Origin of the sequence: Roseivivax sp. GX 12232 (assembly GCF_021272185.1) — a bacterium.
GTDB lineage: Bacteria > Pseudomonadota > Alphaproteobacteria > Rhodobacterales > Rhodobacteraceae > Roseivivax.
Window position 1 is genome coordinate 183,338 of sequence record NZ_JAJSEC010000006.1, and the last position, 18,571, is coordinate 201,908.

General features: G+C 67.5%; 15 protein-coding genes. 2 read left to right on the forward strand and 13 right to left on the reverse strand.

All coding sequences use genetic code 11. The features are described from left to right. Positions 1 to 36: 36 nt before the first annotated feature. The 3 genes from LR948_RS12215 to LR948_RS12225 are packed head-to-tail and all read right to left on the reverse strand — an operon-like array spanning position 37 to position 3,288. Complete coding sequence (locus LR948_RS12215) at positions 37 to 1,320, reverse strand: extracellular solute-binding protein (protein WP_232754309.1); 1,284 nt, start codon at positions 1,318 to 1,320, stop codon at positions 37 to 39. Positions 1,321 to 1,360: 40 nt separating this feature from the next. Then, positions 1,361 to 2,194 (reverse strand): carbohydrate ABC transporter permease, encoded by an 834-nt coding sequence (locus tag LR948_RS12220; RefSeq protein ID WP_232754310.1) that lies wholly within the window; start codon positions 2,192 to 2,194, stop codon positions 1,361 to 1,363. Beyond that, a complete protein-coding gene (locus LR948_RS12225; protein ID WP_232754311.1) occupies positions 2,191 to 3,288 on the reverse strand; it encodes a carbohydrate ABC transporter permease in 1,098 nt (365 codons plus the stop codon). The genes LR948_RS12220 and LR948_RS12225 overlap by 4 nt, the downstream gene beginning before the upstream one ends. 273 nt (positions 3,289 to 3,561) lie before the next feature. Between LR948_RS12225 and LR948_RS12230 the strand changes: the two genes are divergently transcribed. Further along, the gene (locus LR948_RS12230; protein WP_232754312.1) at positions 3,562 to 4,593 is read left to right on the forward strand and encodes a LacI family DNA-binding transcriptional regulator; all 1,032 of its coding nucleotides are present in this window, start codon (positions 3,562 to 3,564) and stop codon (positions 4,591 to 4,593) included. Between the two features lie 247 nt (positions 4,594 to 4,840). On the opposite strand, the gene LR948_RS12235 is transcribed toward LR948_RS12230, so the two are convergent. Next, complete coding sequence (locus LR948_RS12235) at positions 4,841 to 6,490, reverse strand: ATP-binding protein (protein WP_232754313.1); 1,650 nt, start codon at positions 6,488 to 6,490, stop codon at positions 4,841 to 4,843. Positions 6,491 to 7,022: 532 nt separating this feature from the next. Here LR948_RS12235 and LR948_RS12240 point away from each other — a divergent pair. Then, positions 7,023 to 7,706, forward strand: a complete 684-nt coding sequence (locus tag LR948_RS12240) for a winged helix-turn-helix domain-containing protein (protein ID WP_232754314.1) — start codon at positions 7,023 to 7,025, stop codon at positions 7,704 to 7,706. A gap of 76 nt (positions 7,707 to 7,782) precedes the next feature. Here the strand turns inward: LR948_RS12240 and LR948_RS12245 are convergent, their stop codons facing one another. The 9 genes from LR948_RS12245 to LR948_RS12285 form a co-directional block, all read right to left on the reverse strand. Further along, positions 7,783 to 8,748: an ABC transporter ATP-binding protein gene (locus LR948_RS12245; protein WP_232754315.1), complete on the reverse strand. Its 966-nt coding sequence runs from the start codon at positions 8,746 to 8,748 to the stop codon at positions 7,783 to 7,785. After that, entirely contained in the window at positions 8,745 to 9,731 is a 987-nt protein-coding gene (locus LR948_RS12250; protein WP_232754316.1) for an ABC transporter ATP-binding protein, read from the reverse strand. Before LR948_RS12250 ends, LR948_RS12245 begins: the two co-directional genes overlap by 4 nt. Positions 9,732 to 9,735: 4 nt before the next feature. Further along, complete coding sequence (locus LR948_RS12255; protein ID WP_232754317.1) at positions 9,736 to 10,683, reverse strand: ABC transporter permease; 948 nt, start codon at positions 10,681 to 10,683, stop codon at positions 9,736 to 9,738. Continuing rightward, positions 10,683 to 11,666 carry an ABC transporter permease gene (locus LR948_RS12260; protein ID WP_232754318.1) on the reverse strand — a complete coding sequence of 328 codons (984 nt, stop codon included), beginning with the start codon at positions 11,664 to 11,666 and terminating at the stop codon, positions 10,683 to 10,685. The genes LR948_RS12255 and LR948_RS12260 overlap by 1 nt, the downstream gene beginning before the upstream one ends. A 6-nt stretch (positions 11,667 to 11,672) precedes the next feature. After that, positions 11,673 to 13,220: an ABC transporter substrate-binding protein gene (locus tag LR948_RS12265; RefSeq protein WP_232754319.1), complete on the reverse strand. Its 1,548-nt coding sequence runs from the start codon at positions 13,218 to 13,220 to the stop codon at positions 11,673 to 11,675. A gap of 95 nt (positions 13,221 to 13,315) precedes the next feature. Further along, the gene (locus tag LR948_RS12270) at positions 13,316 to 14,890 is read right to left on the reverse strand and encodes an ABC transporter substrate-binding protein (protein ID WP_232754320.1); all 1,575 of its coding nucleotides are present in this window, start codon (positions 14,888 to 14,890) and stop codon (positions 13,316 to 13,318) included. Positions 14,891 to 15,275: 385 nt separating this feature from the next. Further along, positions 15,276 to 16,466, reverse strand: coding sequence for an acyl-CoA dehydrogenase family protein (locus tag LR948_RS12275; RefSeq protein ID WP_232754321.1), 1,191 nt, complete (start codon positions 16,464 to 16,466; stop codon positions 15,276 to 15,278). An 11-nt stretch (positions 16,467 to 16,477) separates the two neighbouring features. Continuing rightward, complete coding sequence (locus tag LR948_RS12280; protein WP_232754322.1) at positions 16,478 to 17,665, reverse strand: CaiB/BaiF CoA-transferase family protein; 1,188 nt, start codon at positions 17,663 to 17,665, stop codon at positions 16,478 to 16,480. After that, a complete protein-coding gene (locus LR948_RS12285; RefSeq protein WP_232754323.1) occupies positions 17,665 to 18,567 on the reverse strand; it encodes a polysaccharide deacetylase family protein in 903 nt (300 codons plus the stop codon). Before LR948_RS12285 ends, LR948_RS12280 begins: the two co-directional genes overlap by 1 nt. Positions 18,568 to 18,571 lie beyond the last annotated feature (4 nt).

An 18,571-nucleotide genomic window follows, 5' to 3' on the forward strand; every position in this document is an offset into this window, starting at 1 on the left:
GCCCCGCCGCCGCTCCGGGCGGCGGGGCACGGGGTCTCAGCGGTCGAGCAGGTCCTGGACCTCGATCTCGGCATCGGCCAGCGCGTCGCCCACCGGCTTGCCGGTCAGCCAGATCGCCTGGAACTCGCGGTTCAGCACGTCCTGGATCGCGCCGTAGCGCTCGGACGGCGGAGTGTCCGTGGCGATGGCGGCAGTGCCGGCGTATTCGCCGCGATGCGGCAGCTCGGCGTATTCGGCGCTGTCCACCACCGAGTTGCGCACGGCCATGTGCCCGGTGCGCGCCCAGTCGATGTTGTGGTCGTTGATGAAGGCCAGGACCTTGAGCGCGGCCTGATAGGTCTCGGGGTCATCGGCCTTGAGCGGCGCCGGGATCGCCCACATGTGGCTGTCCGCCCAGGTCGCCCCTTCCGAGAAGAGCGTCGGGAAATCCGCGACATAGTAGCTGTCGAGCCCGGTTTCCTCCTTGGCGGCCTCGGCGTCGTAGAAATCCACGACCCAGGTGCCGTTGACCAGAACCGCCGCCTCGCCGTTCAGGAAGGATTGCTGGCTGTCGGCGTAGTTCAGCCGCGGATCGGCATGGCCCGCGTCGAAGAGCTGGGTGACCGTCTCGACGGCGCGGCGGGCGGCCTCGGTGTCGAGGGTCGCGGTGCCGTCCTCGGTGAAGATGTTGTCGCCCTGCTGCCAGAGCAGCGCCAGCACCATGCGCACGCCAAGCGGGAACTGCGCGAAATCGGCGGCGAGGTAGCTCTTGCCGGTCGCCTCCTTCACCTGTTCGGCATGGGCGATCAGTTCCTCGGGCGAGGAGGGCAGCACCGGCTTGCCGTCCTCGACCAGGCCCGCCTCGGCCATGATGTCCATGTTCACGTGCCAGAGGTTGGCGTGAATATCCATCGGTACGCCGTAGATGCCGCCGTCATGCGTGACCGCGGCGCGCGCCGCCTCGCTCCAGTCGGCGGGGTCGATGCCCGCGGCCTCGAGATCGCCCGACAACTCGGCCAGGGCGCCGATGCCCGCGAACTCGGGGATCCGGTGGCGGTGCATGACATGCACATCCGGCGGGGTGCCGCCGGCATAGGCCGCCTTGATCTGGTCGTAGTAATTGCCCCAGTCGGTGGGCAGGGTCTCGATCGAGACGCCGTCGATCTCGGCCGAGGCGGCGTTGATGATCGACTGGATGATGCAGGCCTCGCCGACCGAGGCCTTGGTGTCGGTGCCCGCGTCCTCGCAGGCGCCGAAGAAGCGGCCCAGCGTGACCTCCTGGGCCGTGGCGCCGCTGGCCAGCGTGGCCGCGGCAAGCCCGCAGATGATGAGTTGTCTCATGGTGTCCTCCCTCTGAGATGGATGGGGCCCCTGCCCCGGGTCAGCCCTTGGTCCCGCCGGCGGTCATCGCCTGGACCACGTAGCGCTGGAAGATCAGGAACAGCACGACCACCGGCAGCGAGGCGATCACCCCCGAGGCCATGACCCGCCCCAGCCCCTCGGACTGGGCGAAGTTCGACTGGATCGAGGCGAGGCCCAGCGTGATGGTGAAATATTCCCGCTGCTGGGCGCTCACGAGCGGCCAGAGGTAGTCGTTCCAGGCGTAGAGAAACGTCAGGATCGCCAGCGTCATCATCGCCGGGCGCGCCAGCGGCAGCATGACGTGCCAGAAGATCTGCAGCCAGCCGACCCCGTCGAGCCGCGCGGCCTCTTCGATGTCCTGCGGGATGGCGCGGAAGAACTGCATCATCAGGAAGACGCCGATCGGCACCGCCATGCGCGGCAGGATCAGCGCGTGGTAGCTGTTGTGCCAGCCGAAATCCGCGAACATCGTGTAAAGCGGGATGAAGACCGCCTGTTCCGGCACCATGAGCCCGATGAGGCAGATCGTGGCGATGGTCTTCTTGAAGGGAAACTCGAGCCGCGCCAGCGCGTAGCCCGCCGTGGTCGAGACCGCCAGCACCCCCAGCGTCATGCCGGTCGCCACGATCAGCGAGTTGAGAAACCACCAGGGCGTCTGACCGAAGGCGAAGAGCGCGGCGTAATTCTCGGCGGTGAAGGGCCAGGGTACCAGCCCCAGCGCCGTCGAGGAGGTGGTCCGCGCAAGCACGTCGTTCGGCTGGAAGGACAGCGAGACCATCCAGAGCGTCGGCACCAGCCAGAGGAAGGCCGGGATCGCCAGCGCGATCACCAGCCAGGAGGTTCCGCGGGTCATTGGCTCTTCCCCCTTCCGACGATGAATTGGATGACCGAGAAGGCGCCCATGACCACGAAGAGGAAGACCGCCATGGCCGAGGCGCGGCCCAGGTCGCTGTCACGGAAGCCGGTCTGGTAGATGTAGCGGACCAGCACCTGGGTGCTGTCGTTGGGCCCGCCCTGGGTCATCAGGTGCGACTGGCCGAAAACCTGGAAGTGCAGGATGATCTGCAGGATCACCACCAGCGTGATGGTGCGCTTGAGGTTCGGCAGGGTGATGTGCCGGAAGGCCCGGACGCCGGTGCAATGGTCCAGCGCCGCGGCCTCGTAGAGGTCCTTCGAGATGTCCTGAAGCCCGGCGAGAAAGAGGATCAGCGCGATCCCGAGCGACCACCAGATCGTGGCGATCACGATGGCCGCCATGGCGAACTGCGCATCCGTCAGCCAGTTGATCGGGGTGCCGCCGAAGAGCTCGGTGATATTGGCGATGAGCCCCTGGCGCGGCGAGAACATGATCTGCCAGATCAGCGTGACCACCGTCACCGAGAGCACCTGGCTCAGGAAGAACAGCGTGCGCAGCGCCGCCATGGCGCGGCTCTCGCGGTTGAGCGCCGCGGCCAGCACGAGCGCCGAAAGCGTCACCCCCGGCACCGCCAGCCCGACGAAGACCAGCGTGTTGCCGACGGTCGGCCAGAAGCGGCGGTCGTACCAGCGGCCCTCCTCGCCCGGGTGCAGCCCGGCGATCAGCACCACCAGCGCCGCCACGACACCCAGCGCCAGGGCCGTGGGCCGGCTCAGCCGCCCGGTCCAGCCGGTGAAGGCGGCACCGGCCAGCGCGGCCAGTCCGGCAAGCTGGATCAGCGGCGCGGCGAAGAGGCTCCACTCGATGTCCTTGCCCCACATGACCCGCTCGTAGTTGCGCAGGCCCACGTATTCCTTGGCCGCCGGGTTGAAGGCGACCTCGAGCAGGTTCCAGTCGTGCAGGCTGATCCAAACGCCGCGAAAGAAGGGATAGATCAGGAACAGCGCGTAGACCGCCAGGAAGGGCAGAAGCAGCGCATAGGCCGCCTGCGCCTGGCTCAGCGAACGTCCGATCTTGGGTCGCAGCGGCATCGGTCTCCTCCCCGTCCTTGGCCCGTGTCCTCTGCCTCGGGGCTTGCGCGGCCTCTCCTCTGGCGCGCCCGCCCCGGACTCTTGCGGTGATCGCCGCGCCGGACCCGCCGCAAAGGGCGGTCCGCGGGCTGATTCCGCTTGTGCTAATATTTTTAGCAATATTTATTAGCGGGACGCAAGACATTCCTGCGCCGGGGCTCCGGGGCCGGTGTTTCGCGCGCGGGGGCGCCGGTGTATGGCCGGTGACGGGAGCAACAGGCGGGGAGCCCAGGCATGGCCGCGGAGGAGACAGGCAAACCCCAGCGCGTCACCATGAAGGACGTCGCGCGCCAGGCCGGCGTGTCGCAGTCCACGGTCTCTTTCGTGCTGAACGGGCAAGAGGACATGCGCATCAGCGGCGAGACCCGGCGCCGGGTGCTCGAGGCGGTGAAAGCCCTTGGCTACCGCCCGCGCGGCGCGGGCCGACCGCCGCGCCAGCTGGGTCTGCGGGTGATCGGGGTGATGTTCGACCAGATCGCCACCAGCCCCTTCGCCGCCATCTCGGTCGACGGCATCCAGGAGGAGGCCTGGCAAAGCGGCGTGATGACCGAGGTCGTGATGACCGGCGGCGACCCCGATTACGAGGCCGCGGTGCTGCGCAAATGGCAGCAGGACGGGGTGCTCGGGGTGATCTACGGCGCGATCCTGACCCGCGAGGCGCAGCCGCCGCCGGGGCTGGCCCAGCACCGCGCGGTGCTGCTGAACTGCCACGATCCCGAGGCGCGCTTTCCCTCGGTGGTGCCCGCTGAGCGGCGCGGCAGCGAGGCCGCGGTCCGCGCGCTGATCGCGGCGGGCCATGCGCGCATCGCCTATATCTCGGGCGAGCCCTGGATGGAGGCTTCCGAACAGCGGCTCGAGGGCTACGAGCGCGCCCTGCGCGCCGCGGGCCGCGCCGTTGATCCGGCGCTGGTGAAGGAGGGCAATTTCTTGCCCAGCGGCGGGCGCAGCGCCACGCTGGAGCTGATGCGCGGGCCGCTGCGGCCCGACGCGATCTACTGCGCCAACGACCTGACCGCGCTCGGCTGCTACGAGGCGCTGAAGGAGCTGGGCGAGACCATCGGAGAGACCATCGCGGTCATGGGCTACGACGACCAGGAGGTGGCGCAGCATCTCTCGCCGCAGCTCTCCACGGTGCTGCTGCCGCACCGCGAGATGGGCCAGCTCTGCGTGAAGCGGCTGCTGGCGGCGGAGCTGGACGGCGAGCAGGTGCGATTGGAATGCCCGCTGGTGCCGCGGGAGTCGCATGTGCTGCGGCCCGGGGGGTGAGGGGTCGGGACGGCTTGGGGTCGAGCGGTTCGCGGGAGGGCGAGATTGGCGCCGGGCAGGCTTGAGGGAGCGCGAGGTTGGCACCGGCAAGCTCGCGGGAGTTCAGACCTGATCCAGACCAAGACAGCGCGGCTCGGCACGCTGGGCTTGCACCCGGCCTCGGGGCCAACGCCTTCTTCCATCCGGCGAGCCCGCCGCCGACCTCACATCACGCATCCACCCGGCAGGCCCCCGCCCTGCCCCGGCCTCACTCCGCCGAGACACCCGGCAGGTCGATCACCTCGGCGCCGGGCGTGGCCTCGGCGGAGAGGTTGGGGAAGCGCACCACGAAGGTCGTGCCCGCGGATTTCGAGGTGTCGAAGGTGATCTCGCCCCGGTGCTGGTCGACGATGGCCTTCACCACGCTCATCCCCAGCCCGGTGCCGCCGCCGAAGCGGAAGCTTTCCTCGCCGCTGCGGGTGAAGCGGTCGTAGAGCACCGGCTGCAGCATTTCGGGGATGCCCGGGCCGTTGTCGCTGATCCAGAAGCCGGCGGGGTTGGTCACCAGCCCGACCTTGACCCGCCCGTGCTTGGGCGAGGCCTTGATTGCGTTCGACAAGAGGTTCGTCACCACCTGCTGCACCCGCGAGATGTTCACGAAGACCTCCGCCCCACCGCCCTCGGCGCCCACGAAATCGAGGCTCACGTCGTTGGTATCGGCAAAAAGCTGGATGCCCTGGATCGCCTGCTTCAGCACCACGGCCAGGTCGGCCTCCTCGAAGGGGGACTGCCCGTCCTCGGCCTGCAGCCGGCCCGAGGTCAGGATGTCCTCGATCAGGCTTTCGGTCCGGGTCATGCCGTTCTCGGCCATGGTGATCAGGTGCTGACCCTCCTCGGGCAGCTTGTGGGCGTAGTTCCCCAGAAGCTGCAGCGCCCCCGAGACCACCGAGACCGGCGTCTTGATCTCGTGGCTGACCACCGAGATGGCGTGGTCGCGCTGCGCCTCGATGGCCTTGCGGCGCGTCAGGTCGCGGATCACCGCGAGATAGCCCAGACGTCGCCCGTCCTGGGTGGTCAGCGGCGCGGCATGGGTCTCGCCGGTGAAGGCCTCGCCGTCGCGGCGGCGGTAGGTCATCTCGTAGGGGTCGCCGACGCCGTTGGCGCCGGGGTTGAAGCGGCGCTGCCCGGTGGAATCATATTGGTCGAGGTCAGCGTAAAGCACCGATGTCTGCCGGCCCGCCAGCTCCTGCGTGCGGTAGCCGAAGGTCTTGCCGAAGGCCTCGTTCGTGAGCGTGATCCGGCGTTCGCGGTCGGCCACGATCAGCGCGTCGGGCATGGCCTGGATCACCGCCTTCAGAAGCGCCGATGTATCCAGCAGCTCCTGCTTTTCGACCTCGAGCTGCCATTCCTTCGACAGCCATTTGCCGAAGAAGCGCACCAGCTCGACCTCCTTGATCGAGAAGGGGCGCTGGCGGGCGGCGGGGTCCGAGAAGTTCAGCGTGCCGATGGCCTGGCCATGCACGATCAGCGGTGCGCCGATATAGGCTTCGAGCCCGAAGTCGAGATAGCAGGGATGTTCCGCGATCTCGGACTTGCCGGCGTGGTGGAAGCTGGTCACATCCTCGGCGGCCAGCGTGTGGCAGCAGTAGGTGCCCGAGACCTCGAAGATGGTGCCCGGCTCGGGGGGATCGAGCTCGAGGCCGGCGCTGTAGCGCACCTCGTAGCGGCCGTCCTGCACGCGGCTGACGATGCCGAGCGACAGGCCCAGCGTGCTGCACCCCAGCTCGAGCAGTTCCTGCGCCTTTTCGTCGATCGTGCGATCGGCGTCCGAGGCGAGGTAGTAGAGCCTGCGCAGGGAGGCGTCGATCGACGTGTCGGGCACGCCTTCGGTCAGGATCTCTGTCAGGATCTCGGTCATCTTGCACTGCCTCGGATTATTGTTCTGTTTCCACAATTCTGCCGGATTCTTTGTATCGCGAGAAGGTAAAACAATGCTCACGTCCGCGGCTGGCGCGCGGGATTTTCGGCATTTTCCCCGCAGAGGGTCGTGCCGCCCCGGTTCGCGGGCAGATCGCGGGGCGGGTGGGGAAAGGCGTTGAAAACGCCGGGAATTCCCCGACACCCCGGCTGGATACCCGGGATTTCAGGGAAATTCGCAGAAAAATCACTGGGTTTCCTCGCGCGCGGAGGCGCGGGAAAGGCGGGCGTGACCGCCCATGTCCTCTGGACAAATGGCCACAATACTGCTCAAAGTTTATCTACCTGTATACCGGGATATAGCTCGGCACTTTCGGGCGACAATGTGGCTTTTTCGCGACTATGGCAAGCTTTATCGCCTTTTTCTCGCGGGTTGGCCTAAACTATTAACGTGTATTTAGCACGTTTCGACACACGCTTGACTTGCAGCGTCCAGCTGTATACATGTTTTCGGCAGTTGATCTGGGAATCCCATGGCCACCACAGAGCTACGCACCTACGACGATACGCTCGATGTCGTGCTGACCAAGGTCCTGCTCGCACCCACCGACACGACAACCGTCCTGCATGAAACCGCCCTGGCCGAAGAGCTGGGCGTGTCGCGCACGCCAGTCCGTCAGGTGCTTCAGGAACTGGCCATCGCCGGGCTCGTGGAAACCCGGCCGGGCGTCGGCACGGTGATCTCTAGCCTTTATGACACCGACCGCGGCATGGCCTTCAAGGTCTACGCCGAGATCGCCACCGCCGCCGCCAATTGCTGCGTCGGCGCCAAGGTCGACGACGGCGCCAAGATCGAGATGGTCGGCCAGTCGCTGGTCGCCCAGAACACCACCGAACATTCGATGGACCTCTACGCCCGCTACGCGATCAGCATCTGCCGCTCCATGGCCTCGATCCTGCCCGACGACGTGCTGGCCCATGCGCTGACCGTGGCGCATTGGCGGGTGATCCGCTGGCGGGTGGCCGATTACGCCGCCGACCCCGACGGCTGCTGGCGCGCGCTGCAGGAGAACCTGCAGAAGGTCGTGGTGGCGATGATGCGCAACAACGCCTCCGAGACGATGCGCGTGGCCGCGGGCATCACCTCCCAGCTCGCCGAGGGCGCGCAGGAGGACTACCCCCGCGCGGTTCCCAGCGACGCGCAGCGGATGGGCTGAGGCCCCGGGCCGGGGTCTCCCCCGGCCTCAGTCCTACAACCTCTTCAAGGACACGCCCAAGACCGCCCGCCCGGCCCTATTCGGCCAGGTGGCAGGCGACCCGCGTTTCGCCCAGGCGGCGCAGCTCGGGACGCTCCTTGCGGCAGCGGTCCACCGCGATCGGGCAGCGCGGGTGATAGGGGCAGCCCGGCGGCGGGTTGATCGCATCCGGGATCTCGCCCTTCGGCGGTTCGACCTCGCGCCCGAAGGCATCCATGCGCGGCGCGGCGTCGAAGAGCATCTGCGTATAGGGATGCTTGGGATCATCGAAGAGCCGGTCGCGCGGCGCCTCCTCGACCAGCCCGCCGAGGTAGAGCACGCCGATCTTGTCGGCCATATGGTGCACCACCGTCAGGTCGTGGCTGATGAAGAGATAGGTCAGCCCCAGCTCCTCGCGCAGGTCGGACATCAGGTTCAGCACCTGGCTCTGCACCGAGACGTCCAGCGCCGAGGTCGGCTCGTCGCAGACGATGATCCGCGGACCCGCCGCCAGCGCCCGCGCGATGCAGATCCGCTGCCGCTGGCCGCCCGAGAACTCGTGCGGATATTTGCCCGCATCCGCCCCCGAGAGGCCCACCTGTTCGAGCAGCCGTTCCGCCAGCCCGTCGGTCTTGCCGCCGCGCACGGCGACCGGCTCGGCGATGATGTCGCGCACCGTCCAGCGCGGGTTCAGCGAGGCATAGGGATCCTGGAAGATCATCTGGATCTCCGAGCGGATCGACTCGATCTTCTCGGCATCGGTCTCGGTCGCGAGATCGACGCCGTCGACCTCGACGTGGCCCTCGGAGGGCGGCACCAGGCCCACGATGATCTTGCCGATGGTCGACTTGCCCGAGCCGGATTCGCCCACCAGCGCGTAGACGGAGTTTTCCTCGATCTCGAAGCTGACCTCGGAGACGGCGGTCAGAAGCGCCCGGGGGCTGCGCTCGATCACCCGGTTCAGCCAGGGTTTCGAGACATCGAAGATACGGGTGAGGTCCGAGACTTTGACGATCGCGCTCATGCAGTGGCCTTGGTCTTGTCGGTCAGGGGGAACCAGCAGGCCGCACGCCCGTCGCAGGCCGAGAGGCTCGGCGGCGGGTCCTGGCGGCAGGCGGCTTCGGCCCGGTCGCAGCGCGGATGGAAGGCGCAGCCCGCGGGCAGGTTGTCGAGGCGCGGCATGGCGCCGGGGATCTGGCGCAGCCGCTTCTGGCCGCGGCTGGCCAGCGGCGTCGAGGCCATGAGCCCCGCGGTATAGGGGTGCCGGGCGTTGGTGATCACCTCGCGCACCGGGCCGAGCTCGGCCAGGCGGCCGGCATACATCACCGCGACGCGGTCGGCGGCCTCGGCGATCACGCCCATGTCGTGGGTGACCAGCATGACCGCCACGCCCTTTTCGCGGCAGAGCCGCTTCAGGAGCGCCACGATCTGGGCCTGCACCGAGACGTCGAGCGCGGTGGTCGGCTCGTCGGCGATCACCAGGTCGGGCTCGGCGCAGAGCGCCAGCGCGATCACCACGCGCTGCCGCATCCCGCCCGAGAACTCGTGCGGATAGGAGCCGATGCGCTGCGAGGCCGCCGGGATGCCGACCTCGTCGAGCGCCGCGATGGCGCGGCGGCGGGCCTCGGACTGGCCCACGTCAAGGTGCTCGGTGATGGTCTCGGTCAGCTGCTCGCCCACCGTCAGAAGCGGGTTCAGCGAGGTCAGCGGATCCTGGAAGATCATCCCCATCTTGCGCCCGCGCAGCTTGCGCAGCCGCTCGCCCTTGAGCTGGTGCACGGGCTCGCCGCCCAGGAGCACCTCGCCCGAGACGATGCGCGCGGGCCGGTCCAGAAGGCCGATCACCGCGTTGCCGGTCATCGACTTGCCGGCGCCGGATTCGCCCACCACGCCGAGGATCTCCCCGGCGTGGATGTCGTAGCTCACCTGGTTCACCGGCCGCAGGACTCCACGGCGCGTTGGAATTTCCACGACCAGGTCGCGGACGGACAGAACGGGTGTGCTCATCGCCTCACCTCAGTTTCGGATTGAGCGCATCGCGCAGCCAGTCGCCCAGAAGGTTGATCGACAGGGCCAGCGCCAGCAGGGTCACGGCGGGGAAGAACAGGATCCACCATTCGCCGGAGAACATGAACTCCTGGCCGATGCGGATCAGCGTGCCGAGCGAGGGTTTCGTCGGCGGCGCGCCCACGCCCAGAAAGGACAGCGTCGCCTCGGCGATGATCGCCAGCGCGAGGCTGATGGTCGCGATGACCAGCACCGGGTTCAGCACGTTGGGCAGGATGTGCCGCAGCATGATCGAGAAGGGCGAGCGCCCGATGAGCCGCGCCGCCTGGACGTATTCGCGGTTCTTCTCGACCAGCGTGGCGCCGCGCACCACGCGGGCGAACTGCACCCAGTCCGACAGGCCGATCGCCAGGATCAGCACCCAGATCGCCATCTGGTCGCGGTATTCCGGCGGGGTGATGCCCTTGGCGATGCCGAAGATCAGCATGGCCACGAGGATCGCCGGGAAGGTCAGCTGGATGTCGGCGATGCGCATGATCACCGTCTCGGTCCAGCCGCCGAGGTAGCCCGCGAGCAGCCCCAGCAGCACCCCGATCACCATGGCCAGCATCACCGCGGCGAAACCCACGAAAAGCGAGATCCGCATCCCGTAGAGGATCGTCGAGAAGACGTCGCGGCCCTGGTCGTCGGTGCCGAGCAGGAAGTAGTCCTGGGTGAACTGGTTCGGCTGCCCCGGCGGGGTGAAACCGTTCATCAGGTTCAGCGTGGCGGGATCGAAGGGATTGTGCGGCGCCACCAGCGGCGCGAAGACGGCCGCGAGGATCAGGATCGACACAACCACCGCCGAGACCACCGCGACGGGGGTATGGCGGAAGGAATAGGCCAGATCGCTGTCCCAGGCGCGGGCCAGCCGTCCCGGCCGCACCTTGGCTTCGGTCTGCACTTCGGACATCAGTGACCTCCTGCGGTCCGGTCGACCCTGAGACGCGGGTCGATGGCGAAATAGAGCATGTCGACGATCAGGTTGATGCCGACGAACATCACCGAGATCAGCATCAGGTAAGCGGCCATCACGGGGATATCGACGAACTGGATGGCGTTGATGAACAACAGCCCCACCCCCGGCCACTGGAAGACCGTCTCGGTGATGATCGCGAAGGCGATGATCGAGCCGAGCTGCAGGCCGGTGATGGTGATCACCGGCACCAGCGTGTTCTTCAGCGCGTGGCGGAAGTTGATCGCGCGTTCCTTGATGCCGCGAGCCCGTGCGAAGCGCACGTAGTCCATGCGCAGCACCTCGAGCATCTCGGTGCGCACCAGCCGCATGATCAGCGTCATCTGGTAGAGCCCCAGCGTGATCGCCGGCAGGATCAGCGCCTTCAGCCCGCTTTCGGTCAGAAAGCCGGTGGACCAGCCGCCGATCCAGGTCACCTCGCCGCGCCCGAAGGAGGGCAGCCAGCCAAGTTCCACCGAGAAGACGTAGATCAGCAGGATGCCGATCAGGAATGTCGGGAGTGACACCCCCACCAGTGACAGTGTCATGATGACATTGGCCGCGGTGCCCCGCCTTCGGATCGCGGTGAAGATCCCGAGCCCGATGCCCCCGACAAGCGCGAGGATGCCCGAGACGGTGGCGAGTTCCAGGGTGGCGGGCAGCCGCTCCAGGAGGATCTCCGAGACCGGACGCCCCTGGCGGTAGCTCAGCCCGAAGTTGCCCTGCACCGCCTGTTCGAGGAAGCGGTAATATTGCACCGGGAAGGGCTGATCGAGCCCCAGCTCGGTGCGCAGGCGTTCAACGTCGGACTGGGTGCGTTCCTGCCCCAGCATGTTGTCGATCGGGTCGCCCACGAAGCGGAACATCGAGAAGGCCACCAGGCCCACGACGAACAGCACGAGGATCGATTGGGCGACCCGGCGGATGATATAGGCGAGCATGAGCCCTCAGTTCACGGTGACCCAGCGCAGGATGAAGAAGTTGTCTTCGCGCTGGGTGAGTTCCACGTTCTCGGCCGCGCCCCAAAGGAGCGGCTGCACATAAAGCGGCAGGTAGACCGCGTCTTCCTGCACGATGCCGGCGATTTCGTCGAGCATGCCCTGGCGGGCCTCCTCGTCGATCTCGGCCTGCACCATCGGGATCAGCTCGTCCACCCGCGGGTTGGAATAGCCGCCGAAGTTCCAGGTGCCGATGTTCTCCTGCGGGGTGTGCACCAGGAAGCGGAAGGGATGTTCCGCGTCGAAGGTGCCGGGCGACCAGCCGAGCAGATACATGTCGTAGTTGTCGGCGCGAAGCTCGGGCCAGTAGTTGCGCACCGGCATGGCCTCGAGCTGGGCGTCGAGCCCGACCTGGGCCAGCATGGCGACCGCCGCCTGGCAGACCGATTCATCGTTGATGTAGCGGTCGTTCGGGCACTTGAGCTGGAACGAGAAGCCTTCCTCGTAGCCCGCCTCGGCCAGGAGCGCGCGGGCGCGCTCGGGGTCGAAGGCCGGCCGCTCGGAGAGGCTGTCGGAATAGCCGCGCATCGCCGGGCTGACGAGCTGCGCCGCCGGCTCGGCCGCCCCGCGCATGGTGGTCTGCAGGATCGCCGGCACGTTGATCGCATGGCCCACCGCCTGGCGGACGCGCGGATCCTGGAAGGGGTTCTCCTCATCGGAGGCCAGCAGCGTCTCCTTGTCCTGGCTGAAGCCGAACATCATCACCCGCGCCTCGATGCCGCGCAGGAGCTGCACGCCCTCGGCCTGGTCGATGCGCTGCGCGTCCTGGACGGGCACCGGGTTGATCATGTCGACCTCGCCCGAGAGCAGCGCCGCCACCGCGGTCGCGGAGTTCTCGATCGGGGTGAAGATGCCCTGGGTGACGTTGTGGTCGGCCTCGCCCCACCAGCCCTCGTGCGGCTCGAGCACGGTGCGCAGGCCCGGCTCGCGCTCGGTCACCATGAAGGCGCCGGTGCCATTGGTGTTGATCGTCGCGTAGTTGCCGCGCTCGATGTTGGGGCGGGTCACGTCGTTGGCCTCGGACCAGCCCTTGTCCATCATCATCCAGTTGGCGATGCTGTCGGGGAAGATCGGGTTCGGCGCCTCGGTGCGCATCACCACGGTGTAATCGTCGGGCGCCGTGACCTCGGTCACCCCCGAGAACCAGCTCGCGGTATCGGCCTCGGCGGAGGAGGCGCGCTCATAGGAGAAGACCACGTCCTCGGCGGTGAACTCCGCGCCGTCGTGGAAGGTCACGCCTTCGCGCAGGGTGAACCGCCAGCCCGGCCCGTCCTCGAGCGGCTCCCAGGAGGTGGCGAGCGCGGGCTCGATCTCCATGTCCTGGTTCCGGCGCACGAGGCCTTCGTAGACATTGTTCAGAAAACCCAGGACCGGCGCGGAGTTGCCCGCATGCGGGTCCATGGTGTTGGGGTCGGTCTGTCCCGCCCAGCGGAAGGGTTCGGCGGCGGCAGGCGCGGTCAGCGCCGCAACCGCGACAAGAGCGAGGGGCAGTCTCATGGCAGTCATCCTTCAGCTAATGCGGTTGCCCGGACGCGGGCCAGCCGCGTCCGGGTCCGGGATCATGGGCGGCGCGCTCAGGCGCCGGCCAAACCTCAGTTCATCTCGAAGAACTTGAACTTCGGGTCGTCTTCCGGGCTGACCTCGATGCCGACGCCCTCGGTCATGCCCCAGTTCAGCACCTGGTGGTGCACCGGGATGTAGAGCGTCTCGTCCTGGACGGTCTGCCAGATCTCGCCGATGGTCGCGTTCCGCGCCTCGAGGTCGGTCTCGGAGGCGAGGCTCACGATCTTCTCGTCGATCGCGCTGTCGGAGAAGCCGGTGCCGTTCCAGCTGCCGCGCTCGGGGCCGCGGGTGTGGACCAGGAAGTTGAAGATGTATTCCGAGTCATAGGTCGGAACGCCCCAGCCGAGCATGTAGAAGTCGGTCTCGCCGTTGGTGATCAGCGGGAAGTGCTGGGCCTTGGGCTTGGCGTCCAGGTTCACGGTTACGCCGATCTGGGCGAGCATGCCCACGACGGCCTGGCAGATCGCCTCGTCGTTGATGTAGCGATCGTTCGGGCAGTCGAGCTGGATCGAGAATCCGTCCCCGTAGCCCGCTTCCTCCATCAGGGCCTTGGCGGCCTCGACGTCGGTGGTGGACTGATCCATCTCTTCGGTCCAGCCGTTCACGAAGGGCGGGGCGATCATGCCGGCCGGCTGGCTCTGGCCGCGCATCACGACCTGCTGGATCGCGTCGCGGTTCACCGCCATCGACATGGCCTGGCGCACCTCTTTGCTGGCCAGCGGGTTCTCGCCCTCGACGTCGTCGTTGGCGATGTCATCGGCGCCCATGTTCAGGCCGAAGAAGATCACCCGGTTCTGCGGGGCGGTCTTGACCACGAGGCCCTCGGTGTCGCCGACGCGGCCGAGGTCCTGCACCGGCACGTCCTGGATGAAGTCCACCTCGCCCGAGAGCAGCGCGGCGACGCGGGTCGCGGCGTTCTGGATCGGGGTGTAGATGATCTCGGTCACCTCCATCGGGAACTGGTCCATGCCCCAGTAATCGGGGTTCTGTTCCAGAACCGTGCGCACGTCGGGCTCGCGGCTGACGAGCTTGTAGGCGCCGGTGCCGTTGGCGTTGGTCGCGGCAAAGGTGGTCTCGCCGCCTTCCATGTCCTGCACGTCGGTGGCGTCATTGGCCTCGGCCCAGCCCTTGTCCATCATGAACAGGTTGGTGAGGTTCGCCGGCAGGATCGGGTTCGGCCCGTCAGTGACGAACTCGACGGTCAGGTCGTCGACCGCGCGCACCTCGGTGATGGAGTTCAGCAGCTCCTTCATGTCCGAGTCCTCGGACTTCGCGCGGTTGATCGAGAAGACCACGTCCTCGGCGGTGAACTCGGCGCCGTCGTGATAGGTCACGCCTTCGCGGAGGTTGAAGACCCAGACGTTCGGATCGTCTTCCTTGGGCGCCCAGTCGGTCGCCAGGGCGGCCTGGAACTCACCCGTCATGTCGCGGATGATCAGCGGCTCGTAGATCTGGTGCGACAGCGTGTGCGTCGGACCTTCGTTCTGCGCGTGCGGGTCGAGCGTCAGGCTGTCGCCCGCGCGCGCCCAGCGCAGCGTTTCGGCCTGCGCGCTCAATGCCGTGCTGGCAAGAAGCGCCGCGGCAAGAATGCCGGTGGATTTCATAAGAATACTCCCTGTGACTGAACCGGAGCTCTTTGGCCCCGTTCGAGAATTGGGATGATAGCGAAGTCAGAGCAGGCCGCAAGGAAGCCGGCGCCTTTCCCTGGGTCACTTTCGCGGCGCGGAAAGCCTTTGGTGCCTTGGTCTTGCGCTCAAAGCCGCGCCGGGCGGCAGATGCGGCCCCGGGGGCGCGGGAAAGATCCTTCATAAATCAATAATTTAAACATGAAGCATCTGACGCGCGGGCGCGGAAAGGCCTCCCACCCGGGCCCGGACCCGGCGGGTGAGAAAAAACGCGCGGACGGCACAGGGAGCCCACCCGCGCGGTCCGGCGGCGCGGGGCTTGCCCCCCGCCCGCCGGTGACGCCGCCCCGAAAGGGCCCGGCGCTCAGTAGCTTCGCGGCAGCCCCAGGACGTGCTGGCCGAGGTAGCCGAAGATCATGTTCTTCGAGATCGGCGCGGTCTGATAGAGCCGCGCCTCGCGCCACTTGCGCTCGATCCCGTATTCGCGGGCGAAGGCGAAACCGCCATAGACCTGCATGCAGGCCTCGGCGCAGGCCCAGGAGGCATCGGCGGCGAGCAGCTTCGCGAGGTTCGCCTCGGCGGCGGCCTTCTGGCCCGCGTCGAACATCGCCGCCGCCTTGGAGACCATCAGCTCGGCCGCCTGCGCCTTGGCATAGGCGTCGGCGAGCGGGAACTGGATGCCCTGGTTGGCGCCGATCGGCCGGCCGAAGACGCTGCGGTCATTGGCGTATTCGCAGGCCTTCTCGATGAAGAACTTGGCGTCCCCGATGCATTCGCTGGCGATCAGGATGCGCTCGGCGTTCATGCTGTCGACGATATACTTGAAGCCCTTGCCCTCTTCGCCGACCAGCGTGTCGGCGGGGATCTCGACGTTGTCGAAGAAGACCTCGCAGGTGTTGTGGTTGATCATCGCGTCGATCTTGGTCAGCGAGAGCCCGTTCTGCCGCGCCTCGTTCATGTCGATGAGGAAGACCGACATCCCGTCCGAGCGTTTCTTGCACTGATCCGCCGGGGTGGTCCGCGCAAGGAGCAGCATCAGGTCCGACTCGAAGGCCCGGGAGGTCCAGACCTTCTGGCCGTTCACGATATAGGTGCCCTTGTCGGTCTTCTCGGCCCGGGTCTTGAGCTGGGTGGTGTCGCTGCCGGTGGTGGGTTCGGTCACCCCGAAGGCCTGCAGACGCAGCTCGCCGGTGGCGATCTTCGGCAGGTATTTCTGCTTCTGCGCCTCGGAGCCGTGCTTCAGCACGGTGCCCATGGTGTACATCTGCGCGTGGCAGGCGGCGGCGTTGCAGCCCTTGGCGTGGATCGTCTCGAGCACCGCGGCGGCGGCGGCGAGCGGCAGGCCCGAGCCGCCGTATTCCTCGGGGATCAGCGCGCCGAGAAAGCCGCTTTCGGTCAGCGCGGTGACGAAGTCGTGGGGATAGGCGTCCTCCTTGTCGAGCTTCAGCCAGTATTCATTGGGGAAGTCGTCGCAGAGCCGCGCCACCGCGTCGCGGATATCCTCGAAGGCCGGGGCAACCGGCATCGTGATCATGTCGGGATCGTAGTGGTTCATGGCTCTGTCCTTCAGATGACGTTGCGCGCCCTCAGCGCGGCGATCTCCTCGGGCGACAGGCCGGCCTCGGCCAGGATCGCCTCGGAATGGGCGCCCGCATCGGGCGCGGACACGTAGATCGAGGCCGGCGTCCGCGAGAGCGTCACCGGCTGGCCCACCAGCCGCGTCTCGCCGCGGGCGTGGTGGTGGACGGGGGCGGCGATGCCGAGGTGGGTGACCTGCGGATCGGCGAAGACCTCGTCCATCTTGTAGATCGGCCCGGCGGGCACGCCGACCGCCTCGAGGGCTTCGACCCAATCGGCGGTGTCGCGCTCGGCGAAGATCGGGTTCAGCAGGTCCCAAAGCTCGGCCCGGCGCTCGAAGCGGGCGGCATTGGTCGCCCATTTCGCGTCCTCGCCCCAGTCGGGCTGGTCGATCAGGCCGCAGAAGGCCCGCCACTGGGCATCGCTGCCGATGCCGAGGTTGAGGTATCCGTCCCGTGTCGCAACCACGCCCATGGGCGTGACATAGGGGTGGTCGTTGCCCGAGCTCTGCGGCACTTCGCCCTCGACGAGGTAGCGCGCGGCCTGGAAGTCCATCATCGCGATCTGTGCCTCGAGCAGCGAGCTTTGCACCCACTGCCCCTGCCCCGAGCGTTCGCGCTCCTGCAGCGCCACGAGGATGCCGATCGCCGCGTAGAGCCCCGAGGCGCTGTCGGCCACCGCGGCGCCCGCGCGCATCGGCCCGCCGCCGGCCTCTCCGGTGACGCCCATGAGCCCGCCCATGCCTTGGGCGATCTGGTCAAAGCCCGCCCGTCGGGCATAGGGCCCGTCCTGTCCGAAACCCGAGATCGAGGCCAGGATCACCCGCGGGTTCACCGCCTTCAGGTCGTCATAGGCGATGCCCAGCCGGTCCTTCACGTCGGGGCGGAAGTTCTCGACCACCACGTCGGCGCTTTCGACCATGCGCAGGAAGAGCGCGCGGCCCTCGGGCGCCTTGAGGTTCAGCGTCAGCGACCGCTTGTTGCGGTGCAGGTTCAGCATGTCGTAGCCGTGCCGCGCCCCCGAAACCCCGGCCGAGGGGTCGGCGCCCACCGGCGCCTCGATCTTGATCACATCGGCGCCGAAATCGGCCAGCACGCGGCAGCAGGTCGGCCCGGCGCGCACCCGGGTGAGGTCCAGAACCTTGAGCCCGTCGAGGGCAAGCGAACGATCCGCCATCACTGCGCCTCCATCAGCCGGGCGGCCCCGTCGGGGTCCTGCCCGAGATACCAGTCGCCGATGCCGCTCGAGGTCAGGAAGACGGTGTCCTCCCGCGCCATGAGCAGATCGAGCGCGGCCTCGAAGAAATGCGCGATATGCGGCACGCCGATGATATGCGGGTGCAGCGCCAGGGTCATGACCCGGGGCTGCGCGGCCAGCTCGCGCTCGAAGGTGGCCAGCGTCGCCTCGACGCGCTTGAGGTATTCGTCGCTCGATCCGTTCTGGATGGCGTAGACCGGCACGTCGTTCAGCTCGAAGGTATAGGGCAGCCCGAGAAGCGGCCCGTGCTTGGTCTTCATCCAGACCGGCAGGTCGTCGAGCGCCCAGTCGTGCAGGAACTCCACGCCCTCGGACTTGAGGATGTCGGGGGTGTCCTCGCTTTCGCCGAGGCCCGGACCCAGCCAGGCGCGGGGCCTGTGGCCCGCCACCCGCTCCAGCCGGTCGAGGCTGCGGCGGATCACGTCGGCCTCGTCCTCGGCCTGCTTCAGCGACTGCTGGAACCAGCCGTGGCCCACCAGCTCCCAGCCGGCGTCCTTCACCGCGCCCATGAGCGTCGGGTAGACGTCCGCAACCTGGGCGTTGATGAAGGCCGAACAGGGCAGCCCCTTGCGGTCGAGCATGTCGAGGATGCGCGGCATGCCGCAGCGCATGCCGTATTCCACCCAGGAGAAATTGGGCACATCCGGCGGCGCCGGGGTGGCGCCATGCGGCGCGGGGATGATGCCGCGCGGCATGGCCCGCTCGATCGGCCAGTATTCGATGTTCATCACGATATGGACGATCAGCGGCTTGCCGTCCGGCCCGTCGAGCGGCGCGCGGTCCGAGGACAGCTGGAAGGGGATGCGCGGATTGGAGGGCATGGGG

What these genes read in the sequence shown, in the direction of transcription:
- LR948_RS12215 (WP_232754309.1), bottom strand. Translation starts at nt 1,320, where the DNA reads ATGAGACAACTCATCATCTGCGGGCTTGCCGCGGCCACGCTGGCCAGC.
- LR948_RS12220 (WP_232754310.1), bottom strand. Translation starts at nt 2,194, where the DNA reads ATGACCCGCGGAACCTCCTGGCTGGTGATCGCGCTGGCGATCCCGGCC.
- LR948_RS12225 (WP_232754311.1), bottom strand. Translation starts at nt 3,288, where the DNA reads ATGCCGCTGCGACCCAAGATCGGACGTTCGCTGAGCCAGGCGCAGGCG.
- LR948_RS12230 (WP_232754312.1), top strand. Translation starts at nt 3,562, where the DNA reads ATGGCCGCGGAGGAGACAGGCAAACCCCAGCGCGTCACCATGAAGGAC.
- LR948_RS12235 (WP_232754313.1), bottom strand. Translation starts at nt 6,490, where the DNA reads ATGACCGAGATCCTGACAGAGATCCTGACCGAAGGCGTGCCCGACACG.
- LR948_RS12240 (WP_232754314.1), top strand. Translation starts at nt 7,023, where the DNA reads ATGGCCACCACAGAGCTACGCACCTACGACGATACGCTCGATGTCGTG.
- LR948_RS12245 (WP_232754315.1), bottom strand. Translation starts at nt 8,748, where the DNA reads ATGAGCGCGATCGTCAAAGTCTCGGACCTCACCCGTATCTTCGATGTC.
- LR948_RS12250 (WP_232754316.1), bottom strand. Translation starts at nt 9,731, where the DNA reads ATGAGCACACCCGTTCTGTCCGTCCGCGACCTGGTCGTGGAAATTCCA.
- LR948_RS12255 (WP_232754317.1), bottom strand. Translation starts at nt 10,683, where the DNA reads ATGTCCGAAGTGCAGACCGAAGCCAAGGTGCGGCCGGGACGGCTGGCC.
- LR948_RS12260 (WP_232754318.1), bottom strand. Translation starts at nt 11,666, where the DNA reads ATGCTCGCCTATATCATCCGCCGGGTCGCCCAATCGATCCTCGTGCTG.
- LR948_RS12265 (WP_232754319.1), bottom strand. Translation starts at nt 13,220, where the DNA reads ATGAGACTGCCCCTCGCTCTTGTCGCGGTTGCGGCGCTGACCGCGCCT.
- LR948_RS12270 (WP_232754320.1), bottom strand. Translation starts at nt 14,890, where the DNA reads ATGAAATCCACCGGCATTCTTGCCGCGGCGCTTCTTGCCAGCACGGCA.
- LR948_RS12275 (WP_232754321.1), bottom strand. Translation starts at nt 16,466, where the DNA reads ATGAACCACTACGATCCCGACATGATCACGATGCCGGTTGCCCCGGCC.
- LR948_RS12280 (WP_232754322.1), bottom strand. Translation starts at nt 17,665, where the DNA reads ATGGCGGATCGTTCGCTTGCCCTCGACGGGCTCAAGGTTCTGGACCTC.
- LR948_RS12285 (WP_232754323.1), bottom strand. Translation starts at nt 18,567, where the DNA reads ATGCCCTCCAATCCGCGCATCCCCTTCCAGCTGTCCTCGGACCGCGCG.